Genomic DNA, 12,346 nt, shown 5'->3' with positions numbered 1-12,346 from the left:
TAAATCTTACCTCAATTCTTCAACACATACAAGCTTTAGTTTATCATTGCCTGTATAAGTCACCTGTTTGCTAGTGAATAGCTGTTTATAGTTCAGTGATTTGGCTATAATGGTGTCTGGCAAAGCGCACGAAATGAAAAAATGCGCAGTTTACTGGCGGTAAATGAGCATTTTTTGAATACGTGCATGAAGCCAGGCTACATCAAAGACAGACACTAGCTAGCGGATTTCAGTGAAATATAGTAAATTTATATGGAAGCAATAAAAAGGGCCATCAATTTTTTTAAATAGATGGCCCTTTGCAATGTAATGATCTGGCCTGACACCAGCATACCTTTTAAATTCAATTATTCGGCATTATACGAAACCTTTGGAATATGTTTGTCTATTTCCCAACGTCCGGTACCTTCTTCTCCGATCACATCAAACATTTCAAGAATCCGACGTGCGACATATTCTTCCTCAATTTGCTCTGCCAAGAACCACTGAATAAATTGAAAAGTAACAAAATCTTTAACTTTAAAGCATTTCTCTGCAATGGTATTGAACTGTGCCGTAACATGCATTTCTTGCTCAAGCGCTAATTCAAAAACACTACGGAAAGATTCAAAATCTTTGGGCACATTTACGATTTCAGGAGAAATAGCTTTACCTCCACGGTCATTAATGTAGTTAAATAACTTAAGCATATGACCACGTTCTTCATCGGCTTGCTTTGCAAAATAACCAGCGCTAAAGTCATAGCCCTGATCGTCACACCAAGAAGACATTGCTAAATAAATAGCTGAAGAATGTGCTTCAACCTTTACTTGCTCATTTAATATCCTTTCTATTTCTTCGTTTAACGAAGTTTTTAATCTCAATAAATCCTTCATATGATTAACCATCTAAATTATATCTCTTTAACGCAAGGAAACCTCAGCGAGGTTGGGCGTTAAATCCTATACAAAGGAACAAAATTAACAGCTAACTTACTTAAAATAAAAGCAATACGTAATGAGTCTAAATTAGTAAAGGTATAGGCTATGAAGTATAGCGTGTTAGGTGAAGGATACGGGCAAGCTAACGTAAAACGGGTCTTGCGCCTTAAAATTTATTGCTTACTGGTGAAATATGTAGACAATCCTTAATAAACCCCGGGAGTTCCATCATAAATTTGGCCCCTTCCATGATTTCCCTGAGGTTAAGCAGCTCATTAAGCGTGAGCACAAAACAACGTTGCGAGCGGAAAGGCATTAGAATGGTATAATCAGCTCTTGGAGATGGGTCATTTAACAGGCTATCCAAATCGATCTCCTCTATCTGTTTTTTGAACTGAATGAAATCTGCCACCTTAAAGGGCGTACAATCTCCCATAAATTCCAGCCAATAGCAATTTTTGTTGCTACACTGCAATACAGCTCCATGTACGGTTCTAAAAACTTCTTCTAAATGAGCAAAACCACAAAGCATAGGTAAACGCAATCCTTCTTATTTTTACGATGCGAATATAAACATTATGTATAATCAGTCCAAATTAATCTATGTAATTTTTTAAGCGAAAAGCATAAAGCTTAAAGCGGAAAGCATAAAGCCTATAGTTTAAAGCTTAAAGCGAAAAGCTTATAGCTTAAGGCTGCAAAGACTAGATAATACCATGCAACGGCCCTCCCTTACGTCCAAGCGCATCAACGCGGCGCTCTATAGCGGGTTCTACCTCCAGTGGAGGGGCATGATGTGGCTTATTTCGGGCATCAATTATTAATGGCCCTTTACAACCCCAATGTTTATGATCTTGGCTACTGCTCACACCATACATGTCATGAGATGGATTGCTTTTAGTGAAGGTGACCCAAACAAAGTTAGCATTGTTTTCACTGGTAAATTCAGCATGGTCACAGATGACCAACAGTGCTAACCCTTCCAAATTCATTGTTTCTAGGGCCGCAGTAAACTGCCTTAGTTCTCGCGCCGCTTCGGTATAGTTCTGGAACATAGAACCATCAACAGCGACCACGCCAGGCATGACTAGTTTACCATGATTGAACGGTCTCGGCAGCTGAAAATCTGGAGGTAAAGTTGTCCAAAGTTTACGTCTGGCCCTACCCACCGCTGCGAAAACTACTTTAGAACCCGCATTAAGGTCCTCACCTGTATAGTCAAGCGTATCTATTGTCGTCTTGGTATAAAAATGGAGATCGTTAACAAAATCTATCCGTTCAAATATGTGGGTAAAAAAAGCAGTAAGGTTATGAATGTTCAATGTAGGATTATCTTCATGGGCGGCTATAAATAGGTATTTGGCTAAACTTAACTGATTTTTCCCCAAAATTTGATTGGCTATAGTCAAAATTTCCTGTGGTCGTTTCCGCTCAAGATAAGGCGTATAACGCTCAGATCCTATTGCAAAAAGTAAAGGATGAACACCCGCTGCATCTACTGCATGAACAGCATGTAAGCCATTAATTTCCTTTGGAATCGCTGGGCCGCTAATTTCATGGATGAGTTGGCCAAAACTGGTATCTTCCTGCGGCGGTCGGCCCACTACTGTAAATGACCATATTGCGTTTCTCCGGTGATAGATTTTGTGGACATGCATCATGGGAAATGGGTGAACGAGACTATAGTAACCGATATGGTCACCAAAGGGGCCTTCTGGTTTATTTTCATTGGGATAAACGGTGCCTGTTAGTACAAAATCAGCATCTGCAGAAATGCAAAAGCCTTCATCGTCATAAAAATACCTGAATCTTCGGTTTCCTAAAGCCCCAGCAAAAGTCAATTCTGAAAGTCCTTCTGGTAAGGGCATCACGGCAGCCAAAGGATGCGCCGGTGGACCTCCAACAAAAACACTCACCTTTAGAGGTTTACCTAATTGATTGGCTTTAGCCTGATGAACACCTATTCCTCGATGTAACTGATAGTGTAAACCGATTTCCTTATCTTGTACATAATCATTCCCAGCTAACTGGATACGATACATCCCTAGATTAGCCTGCATAACACCAGGTTTTGTCACATCTTCGGTATAGACTTGAGGCATGGTAATAAAGGGGCCACCATCCATGGGCCAATTCACGATTTGTGGTAAGGCACTAGGCACCGTTGTTCCATGGGTAATTGGAGCCCTTTTCCCTACCCGCTTGGGTAATGCTGACAGCGCATTGAGGGATATACCAGCATATTTGAATGGATATTTTAGCACCTGAGCGGGATCCATTTTTGCTTCCACCAGCAGCTTCATCTTAGCTAAGGTATCTCGAAACATAAAACGTGAACGATCTAATGTTCCGAAGAGGTTGGACACCGCTGGAAATTTGCTACCTTTTACGTTTTCAAAAAGTAGAGCTGGACCACCGTGCGCATACACACGGAGGTGGATAGCGGCCATTTCCAAATAAGGGTCAACTTCCTCCCTAATTCGTATCAAATGGCCGTTTTGTTCCAAATCATTTACACATTCGGCCAAGCTTGTATATCCCATGTATAGTCCTCTTCTAAAATGCCAAACTTAGCTAAAATGTGTCACATTCTCCTATGAACGTTTGTACAAATTATTGGATGGATTTCCAATAGCGTTCTTATTTATTCATCACGAAGCGAACGAATGGGATTAGCGATAGCAGCTTTGATGGCCTGCGAGCTCACGGTCATTACAGCAAGTATCAAGGCCGTCAGTCCGGCCATTAGGAATAGCTCCCACCCCATCGAGATACGGTAGGTGTACACCTGCAAGAACCGATCCATCGCCCAGTAGGCAATAGGGAAAGCAACGATGCAGGAGATAACAACCAGCCAGGCAAATTCTGTGGAAAGCAATCTGGTAATCGAAAATACAGAAGCTCCCAGTACCTTCCGTACCCCGATTTCTTTTGTGCGATTTTCGGCCATGTATGCAGCAAGTCCAAACAAACCCAAACAAGAAATAAAAATAGTTAGGAAGGCAAATAAGGCGGCCATTGTACCCGTTTGTTCCGATTCTTTGAATTTCTCCGCATAGGCTTTATCGACAAAGTCATAGGAGAAAGGGTAATTCGGATTATAGCGTTTAAAGATGGCTTCCGTCTTTGCAAGAGCCGTAGCCGTTGGCAGAGAAGGGTTAAACTTAATATGCATGATATTAAACCATCCTTTAGCTCCTTCAATGACCATCGGATCAATTGGATCATAAGGTGAGCGCATAATAAAATCTTTGACCACGCCGATCACATGCCATTCAATGCCATTATCGTGAATGATCTGGCCAATAGGATCTTTAAAACCCATGATTTTAACAGCCGACTCATTTAGTAAAATGGCCGTTGAGTCAGTGGGATACTGGCTAAGATCCATGTCCCTTCCTATAATTAAGGAAAGTCCGGCTGTTTTGACTAGATGTTCATCTACACAGAAGCGATCGAAAATGGTTTTATCGCCGACAGGTTTTCCTTCCCATTCCATCGTGCTATTACTCCAACCCTCCGTAATGGGGGAACTGGAACGCGTTACCGATTCGGCAATGCCATTTTGCAATAATTCATTTTTGATTAGATTACTATTTTGGGTTACGTCGCCCTCTTCAAAAATATAGATCAGGTTATTTTTCTCATAACCATTCTCCCTGTCTTTTGCATATTTAATCTGTCTATGAACGACTAGGGTACTGATAATTAAAATAATGGCAATGCTGAATTGAACAACGACCAATATCTTGCGCGAACTGAAGGTTGCTTTTGCTTGTTTAAAGGTCCCCTTTAGTACCTTAACCGGTTGAAATGAGGAAAGGAAGAAAGCGGGATAGCTGCCGGCCAATAAACCTGTAACCAAAATAAAACCGATGGCATTTAGCCAAAAATGAAAATCGCTAAAATTAATCGCCAGACGTCGGCTCACCAGACTACCGAATACTGGCAAAGCCAGCCAGGTGACTGTAATAGCCACGATACCTGCAATGGCAGCCATTAAAATAGACTCACTGAGAAATTGTCCGATCAGCGATTTCCGATAGGCACCCGCTACTTTTCGAATACCCACTTCTTTCGCCCTTTTTTCACTTCTAGCGGTGCTGAGGTTCATAAAATTGATGCAGGCAATAAGTAAGATAAATCCTGCAATGATGGTAAACAGATGGACCATCTCTATGCGGCCACCTACAATCTTTCCATTTTCAAACGTTGATCGCAGCCACCAATCTGGAAGGGCATGTAAGATAACTGCCAAATCATCATTACCAGGTGCATGGCGCTTGGTAATATCCTTAATTTTGTTGCTAAAGCTTGTTGCGTTTGTACCTGGTACCAATTCGATATAGGTTTGAACCGAATTATTACCCCAGTAATTATCGGAATAACCAATTTTCTCCATGTATTTCCATGGAAGTAAGAAGTCGATACCATCAAATCGGGTGTTGCCCGGCATATCCGCTAAGACACCCGAAACGGTTGCCATGTCCACGCTGTCAATTTTAACCGTCTTCCCTAAGGCGTCTTCCTGACCAAATAAACGTTTAGCCAAGCTTTGGGTAATCACAATTTCAGTAGGAGTTCGCAGCACCTGCTCTTTATTACCGGCAAGCAAAGGGAAATCAAACATCTGGAGAAAAGCGGAATCGACAAAAGCACCCGAACCTTTTAGTCTTTTTTCTCCAACAGAAAACAAAAAATGCTGTCCGCCCGAATACCGGCTATAATTCGCTATTTCAGGAAATTCATCTTTTGAGGCCGGCCCCAATGGCTTAGGTGTATAAAACCAAACATTGATTTTATCGTTCCATTTGGCTCGATTTGCCAGCAAAAATAAACGGTCTTTTTTAGCATGAAATAGATCAAAACTTCTTTCATGCTGAACCCAGGATAGGATTAGCATGGCAGCTGTCATGCCAATGACGAGTCCACTGATATTCAATAGCGAATAGGTTTTATTTTTAAGGAGATTGCGCCAAGCGATTTTAAAATAATTTTTTACCATATAGCTTTTTCGTTTTGGTTAGCTATTCGTTGCGAGTGATCTGATATTCTTTTCCGCTTTCAGCAGCATAAATAAAACCATCTTGATAACATGTTGATTATGATTCTCTTAAGGTTAAACGAAGGCAGGTAACTGTCCGAAAACGAACAGTACTTGTTCGTTTTCGGACAATGATGATTAGATTTTAGGAAGGTACCAATCTTAAGCGATCGTGATGGTGCTATCGGCATACACCTCTTGTACAGCATGTAACAACTGTACACCTTCTTCAAAAGGACGTTGGAAGGCTTTTCTTCCCAAGATCAAACCCGTACCACCTGCACGCTTATTGATAACGGCACTTCGGACAGCCTCGGCGAAATCGGAAGCTCCCTTAGATTCTCCACCTGAGTTAATTAAGCCCGCACGTCCCATGTAACCGTTCAATACTTGGTAACGACATAAGTCAATTGGGTGGGAAGAACTTAATTCCGTATACATGCGTGGATCATTCTTGGCAAAATTTATTGTCGTAAACCCACCATTACTTTCCGGCAACTTCTGCTTTAATAGGTCTGCTTGTATAGTTGCGCCGATATGATTTGCCTGACCAGTAATATCCGCTGCGGTCTCGTAATTGATACCGTCTTTTTTATAATCATTATTCCGTGTATAACACCATAATACACAAGCCATTCCTAGCGCGTGGGCATGTTCAAAAGCCTCTGAAACCTCAATCAATTGCCTATTCGACTCTTCCGATCCAAAGTAAATCGTTGCGCCCACGGCCGTTGCCCCTAAATTCCAAGCGTCTTCTACGGAGCCAAACATTACTTGATTGTATTTCGTCGGATACGTTAACAACTCATTATGATTTAATTTGACCAAAAAAGGGATTTTATGTGCGTATTTACGTGAAAGGATGGCCAAATTGCCAAAAGTAGTAGCTACCGCATTACAACCTCCTTCGATAGCCAACCGAATGATGTTTTCGGGATCAAAATACATCGGGTTAGCCGCAAATGAGGCTCCTGCAGTATGTTCAATACCTTGATCAACCGGAAGTATAGACAAATATCCCGTTCCACCAAGTCTACCGTGTTGATAAAGCATCCCGAGCGACTTCAACACTTGCGAATTACGATTGGAGGGTAAAAAAACATCATCGATAAACGTTGGTGAGGGCAAATGCAGGGTATGTTTATCTACTGTTTTACAAACATGGTTTAGTAAATCGTCTGCTTGATCACCTAAGAGATCGTAAAGTTGTGGTAAAGCCATGGTTTAATTTTTTATATTAAGAAACAGTCGAGCGACCAGATAGTTTCGGGAAAAGTGCATCAGCCGATTTATTTTTCTTCAGCTAAATTGCCCATAGTAAAAACGGAAGCATTATCCATATTTAACCGTTTGCACACCAAATCTCTTTAAAAATTCAACCCCTTCGTCTGCTTGCAATCCTTTATATTCAGCGTAAGAGTACTTATAGTGTACTTTTGCGATCCCTGCAGAAAAAATGAGGCGGGCGCAAGGTAAACAGGGGGATAATGTGGTGTATAAGGTAGCGCCTTGTAGTGCAGCACCATTTTTAACCGCGTATAGAATAGCATTCTCTTCCGCATGCAGGGCTAAAGAACAACTACCTTTAGCATCACGGGCACACCCTTCCTCTGGCCATTCTTGATCACAGTTATGTGTACCTGATGGTGGTCCATTATAACCGATCGATATAATGCGCGTATCTTTTGCCAATACCGCACCAACATGTGCTTTAACACAATGCGATCGTTCTGCAAGCTCTAAGGCGAGCTTCATAAAAATCTCATCAAAACTGGGTTTTGTCATTCTTTTGATTGTTACATTTCAAAACTGTTACATCCACGATTAATCCGCTAGGCAAAATATAGATTATATGCCCTTATTAGCATTTCATGCGCCAACAAAAATATAAAATACCTTTATGCAATGTTTAAAAAACAGGAAGGTTTTTTCTACCAAAATCTTGTTTTAATATTTTTTTAGTATAATTGTACCTCAACCAAGTAATGGAAAAGCATGATTGAAGTTATTGCGTCGGGTATCGGTTTGGGTATTGTTTTGTCATTCCTAACCGGGCCTGCATTCTTCGCATTACTAAAAACAAGCATAGAGAAAGGCTTCTATGGAGGTGTCTCATTTGCTTTTGGCGTGTTTACTGCTGATGTTTTATATGTAGCCCTTTCTTTATATGGCTCCTCTTATATCGCTCAAGAAAGAGAAATATTATTTCCTTTAGGCATTATTGGAAGTTTAGTCTTATTGGGTGTAGGCATTCATTATATCCGAAAAAAGGTAACCATCAAACGTACCAAATGTTTGTCTAAACGAGAGCACAGTGGTTATTTTATTAAAGGTTTTGCCATGTGCATCTTTAATCCCACGCTTTTGCTGTATTGGATTAGTGTAACCAGTGGCGTCGTTTCGATCAGCAGCAATTTTGACTTGAAACGAATCATTCCATTTTTTGCCTGTGTATTACTAACCCAATTAGGAATAGATTCGTTAAAGGCGTTCTATGCCGATAAGCTTAGCCATAAAATCGAAGAGTGCACGTTAAATAAAATCAATAAGTTTGCTGGTGCGCTGATTATCGTATTTGCTTTACGGTTAATGTATGAGCTGGTATTCACCCACACCATCATTTGAGCTGTTTTAAGAGTGTAAAGCGAAAAAGCAGCATAAAGCGTAAAGCTTTTAAGGTTATACGTTAGTTTCATTCGCGCACTGCTCTAACAATAGGCTGTATGCTTATTGCTTAAAGCCTAAAGCTTAATGCGAATACCACTAAGCCGAATAGTACGCGCGAATATTTTTCCCTTCCACCCAGTTCATAAATGCCCTGTTAACCACCTTGTTTCCGCCAGGTGTAGGATAATCGCCAGAAAAATACCAATCTCCTTTATTTTTCGGACAAGCAATGTGGAGGTCTTCCAGACGTTGATAAATCACTTCCACTTTAGCCTTAATATCAATTGGGGTTACAATTCGAGCAATTTCCTCTGAGATCTCTTCATATGTAAAGGGCTCATAAATCGCTTTCACATGGTTAGTTATCAATTCATTATCCATATCCAATGATTCTACACATTTTTGGTAAACGTCATCGATCACGTAATTCATGCCATTCTTACGTAAAAGTGATATTGCAGCTTCAAAAGCCACAAATTCCCCCATTCGGGACATGTCAATTCCATAGCAATCAGGATAACGGATTTGTGGTGCAGAAGATACAATAATGATCTTTACGGGATTTAAACGATCCAGGATTTTTAGGATACTTTGTTTTAGCGTGGTTCCCCGTACGATAGAATCATCAATCGCCACTATGGTATCTTTTCCACCTTTTACTACACCATAGGTGGTATCGTAAACGTGCGCTACCATATCTTGCCTATCTGCATCTTGCGTAATAAAAGTGCGCAGTTTAGCATCTTTAATACTCAACTTTTCGAAACGGGGTGCGATATTTAACATCTCCTCCAGTTCTTTATCGGATATTTTATCTGCTCTTTTGAGTAACGTTTCCTTTTGCAACCTGCGCACATAGTCATTAATGCCATCGGTTAGTCCGTAAAACGCCACTTCTGCTGTGTTTGGAATAAATGAGAACACCGTATTTTTGATATCGTGGTTAACTGCATCCAAAATACGTGGGCAAAGCAACCTTCCCAGTTGTTTTCTTTCCTGATAGATCTCCGCATCACTACCGCGCGAAAAGTAAATCCGTTCAAAAGAACAAGATTTCTGTTCTGCAGGTTCACGGAACATTTCTTCAGAGATCGTGCCATCCTTTTTGATAATCAAGGCATGACCTGGCTTTATTTCTTTAATCCGCTCAAACTTTACATTGAATGCCGTCTGAATAGCCGGTCGTTCTGATGTAACCACAACCACTTCATCATCCACGTAATAATATGCTGGTCTGATTCCCGAAGGATCGCGCATAACAAAAGCATCTCCATGGCCAAAAATACCACTAATGGTATAGCCACCATCCCAAGTTTTTGCAGAACGACGGAGAATATTAGCAACATCCAAATTCTTAGCAATAAGCGCACTAATTTCTACATTAGAATAGCCATCCTTTTTAAATTGATCAAAGAGCTCTTGATTTTCGGTATCCAGAAAATGCCCGATCTTCTCCAACACCGTTACCGTATCGGCCTGCTCTTTGGGGTGTTGTCCAAGCTCAAAAAGTTGTTCTAAAAGCTCATCAACATTGGTCATGTTAAAATTGCCTGCAATGACTAAATTACGACTCATCCAGTTGTTCTGCCGTAAAAAAGGATGACAATTTTCGATGCTATTTTTACCATGTGTCCCATAACGTAAATGCCCTAACAGCACTTCGCCTACAAAACTCATATTTTCCTTTAACCAATGCGTATTTTGGTATAATTCCGGCTCGGCTTGTTGTACTGCGGCAAATTTACGTTGCACATATTCAAAAATCTCCGACACCGCATTAGAACCCATAGCCCGATACCTGCTGATGTACCGATTTCCAGGTTTAACATCAAATTTAATGGTTGCAATACCCGCCCCATCCTGTCCGCGGTTATGCTGTTTTTCCATTAATAAATAGAGTTTGTTAATACCGTACAGAGAGGTTCCATACTTCTCTTGGTAATAAGAAAGAGGTTTTAGCAGGCGAATTAACGCAATGCCGCACTCGTGTTTAATTGAGTCACTCATAGTTGGGCTTGAGCATGCAAAATTACCTTTTATAAGTAATTTTACAAAACCATCTGCCGTAAAAATAAACAGGATTATGTAAAATGACATTCTTTCTTTTTTTCCGCAAAAAAGAAACAAAAAACTCACCGCTTCGGTAAAATCATTTGCAAGATAATACTTACAGCTTTTCCCCGTGTTGGCTAATATCCAAGCCTACCTCTTCCTCTTCCAGCGAAACCCTTAATTTACTAATACTATTTGTAATTTTTAATAAAATGAAGGCTACAACAAACGTGTAAGCAACAGAGCCCAGCAATCCTACTATCTGTGCAAAAAACAACGACGTCTCTCCAAAAAACAAACCATTGGTACTGATGGCGGGGTTTACGGCTTTAGAAGCAAAGACACCCGTCAATAACATGCCTACCATACCTCCAACACCATGGCTTGGAAATACATCCAACGTATCATCTACATTAGATCGTGTTGTACGCCATTCTACCAATAGGTTACAAATAATAGCCGTTACCACGCCAATAATGAGTGAATGCGGCACACTGACAAAACCTGCGGCGGGTGTAATAGCCACTAACCCTACCACCACACCAATGGAGACACCTAAAGCTGTAGGTTTCTTCCCTCTGGCGGCATCAAAAAAGATCCAAGCCAACGCCGCTGCTGCAGAAGCCGTCGTTGTTGTCGCCAGTGCAGACGCAGCCAATTCATTTGCACCAAAAGCAGAACCCGCATTAAATCCGAACCAGCCAAACCAAAGCAATCCCATTCCAATTAATACATACGTTACCCGAGCCGGATCGTGACCATTGCTATTCCCTTGTTTGAGAAAAATAGCCGATACAAAAGCAGTAACCCCTGCCGACATATGCACGACTGTACCACCAGCAAAATCCAACACCCCCATGCTAGCCAACAAGCCATCTGGATGCCAAGTAGCATGAGCTAAAGGGGCATATATAAAAATAAAAAACAGGCATACAAATAAGATATAAGAAGTAAAACGAATACGCTCTGCAAAAGCACCCGTTATCAACGCAGGCGTAATGATCGCGAATTTTAATTGATATAAAGCAAAAAGTGACAAGGGTATGGTAGGAGCTCCCGACCAATTAGGTCCATCCAAGACACCTTTAAACATAAAAAAGGTAGTAGGATTTCCAATAATACCATGCCACGATTCTCCAAAAACCAAGCTAAAACCAAAAACGATCCAGATGACAGCCACCAAGCACATACATATAAAGCTTTGCAACATGGTAGAGATAACGTTCTTTTTCCTGACCATTCCGCCATAAAAAAAAGCTAAGCCTGGCGTCATGATGAGCACCAAAGCCGTAGAAGTCAGCATCCACGCGACATCAGCGCCGTTATAGGATACCTTTTCCACATCGTTTGTTGGAATAGAAGGAAAAATCAACGCCAATACGACGATGATCAATAAAAACACAAAAGGGACACTTGATTTCTTAGAATTCATTTAATTAAAAATTGGCAACTTTATAGGTTATGAAATAAAAACACACTACACAAAAACAGCAACAAAAAAAATAAATAACACAAAAACTATTATTTTTTCAATATATTTCGGCAAATATATACAATATTTCAAAATACAAGCAAAAAAATTACATAATCAAACAATAAACAAGTGTTTATTTTCAATAAATACAATAAAAAAATCAGAAATATATCATAAAAATCAAGCAAC

General features: G+C 40.5%; 9 protein-coding genes. 1 reads left to right on the top strand and 8 read right to left on the bottom strand.

What is annotated here, in order from left to right; translation table 11 throughout:
• Positions 1 to 347: 347 nt before the first annotated feature.
• From ABD930_RS02130 to ABD930_RS02105, 6 genes are all read right to left on the bottom strand, one after another.
• The gene (locus ABD930_RS02130) at positions 348 to 875 is read right to left on the bottom strand and encodes a ferritin (RefSeq protein WP_345230037.1); all 528 of its coding nucleotides are present in this window, start codon (positions 873 to 875) and stop codon (positions 348 to 350) included.
• A gap of 211 nt (positions 876 to 1,086) precedes the next feature.
• A complete protein-coding gene (locus ABD930_RS02125; RefSeq protein ID WP_345230036.1) occupies positions 1,087 to 1,464 on the bottom strand; it encodes a hypothetical protein in 378 nt (125 codons plus the stop codon).
• A gap of 160 nt (positions 1,465 to 1,624) precedes the next feature.
• Positions 1,625 to 3,463, bottom strand: coding sequence for a UbiD family decarboxylase (locus ABD930_RS02120; RefSeq protein ID WP_345230035.1), 1,839 nt, complete (start codon positions 3,461 to 3,463; stop codon positions 1,625 to 1,627).
• Positions 3,464 to 3,564: 101 nt separating this feature from the next.
• Positions 3,565 to 5,925: an ABC transporter permease gene (locus tag ABD930_RS02115; RefSeq protein ID WP_345230034.1), complete on the bottom strand. Its 2,361-nt coding sequence runs from the start codon at positions 5,923 to 5,925 to the stop codon at positions 3,565 to 3,567.
• Positions 5,926 to 6,126: 201 nt separating this feature from the next.
• Positions 6,127 to 7,185, bottom strand: a complete 1,059-nt coding sequence (locus tag ABD930_RS02110) for a class I fructose-bisphosphate aldolase (RefSeq protein ID WP_345230033.1) — start codon at positions 7,183 to 7,185, stop codon at positions 6,127 to 6,129.
• Between the two features lie 111 nt (positions 7,186 to 7,296).
• Positions 7,297 to 7,749: a deoxycytidylate deaminase gene (locus ABD930_RS02105; RefSeq protein ID WP_345230032.1), complete on the bottom strand. Its 453-nt coding sequence runs from the start codon at positions 7,747 to 7,749 to the stop codon at positions 7,297 to 7,299.
• A 210-nt stretch (positions 7,750 to 7,959) separates the two neighbouring features.
• Between ABD930_RS02105 and ABD930_RS02100 the strand changes: the two genes are divergently transcribed.
• Positions 7,960 to 8,589 carry a LysE family translocator gene (locus tag ABD930_RS02100; RefSeq protein ID WP_345230031.1) on the top strand — a complete coding sequence of 210 codons (630 nt, stop codon included), beginning with the start codon at positions 7,960 to 7,962 and terminating at the stop codon, positions 8,587 to 8,589.
• Between the two features lie 138 nt (positions 8,590 to 8,727).
• Here the strand turns inward: ABD930_RS02100 and ABD930_RS02095 are convergent, their stop codons facing one another.
• Together ABD930_RS02095 and ABD930_RS02090 are read right to left on the bottom strand one after the other, a co-directional pair.
• Positions 8,728 to 10,638 carry an amidophosphoribosyltransferase gene (locus tag ABD930_RS02095; protein ID WP_345230030.1) on the bottom strand — a complete coding sequence of 637 codons (1,911 nt, stop codon included), beginning with the start codon at positions 10,636 to 10,638 and terminating at the stop codon, positions 8,728 to 8,730.
• 160 nt (positions 10,639 to 10,798) lie between these two features.
• Entirely contained in the window at positions 10,799 to 12,115 is a 1,317-nt protein-coding gene (locus ABD930_RS02090) for an ammonium transporter (protein WP_345230029.1), read from the bottom strand.
• Between the last annotated feature and the right edge of the window lie 231 nt (positions 12,116 to 12,346).

It is taken from the genome of Olivibacter ginsenosidimutans, assembly GCF_039542865.1.
Lineage (GTDB): Bacteria > Bacteroidota > Bacteroidia > Sphingobacteriales > Sphingobacteriaceae > Olivibacter > Olivibacter ginsenosidimutans.
Note: the sequence above shows the minus strand (reverse complement) of the source record. Positions and strands in the feature narration are given on the sequence as shown.

Excerpts from the sequence above, each read along its gene's own strand:
- ABD930_RS02100 (WP_345230031.1), top strand. The coding sequence starts at position 7,960 with ATGATTGAAGTTATTGCGTCGGGTATCGGTTTGGGTATTGTTTTGTCA.
- ABD930_RS02095 (WP_345230030.1), bottom strand. The coding sequence starts at position 10,638 with ATGAGTGACTCAATTAAACACGAGTGCGGCATTGCGTTAATTCGCCTG.
- ABD930_RS02090 (WP_345230029.1), bottom strand. The coding sequence starts at position 12,115 with ATGAATTCTAAGAAATCAAGTGTCCCTTTTGTGTTTTTATTGATCATC.
- ABD930_RS02130 (WP_345230037.1), bottom strand. The coding sequence starts at position 875 with ATGAAGGATTTATTGAGATTAAAAACTTCGTTAAACGAAGAAATAGAA.
- ABD930_RS02120 (WP_345230035.1), bottom strand. The coding sequence starts at position 3,463 with ATGGGATATACAAGCTTGGCCGAATGTGTAAATGATTTGGAACAAAAC.
- ABD930_RS02105 (WP_345230032.1), bottom strand. The coding sequence starts at position 7,749 with ATGACAAAACCCAGTTTTGATGAGATTTTTATGAAGCTCGCCTTAGAG.
- ABD930_RS02115 (WP_345230034.1), bottom strand. The coding sequence starts at position 5,925 with ATGGTAAAAAATTATTTTAAAATCGCTTGGCGCAATCTCCTTAAAAAT.
- ABD930_RS02110 (WP_345230033.1), bottom strand. The coding sequence starts at position 7,185 with ATGGCTTTACCACAACTTTACGATCTCTTAGGTGATCAAGCAGACGAT.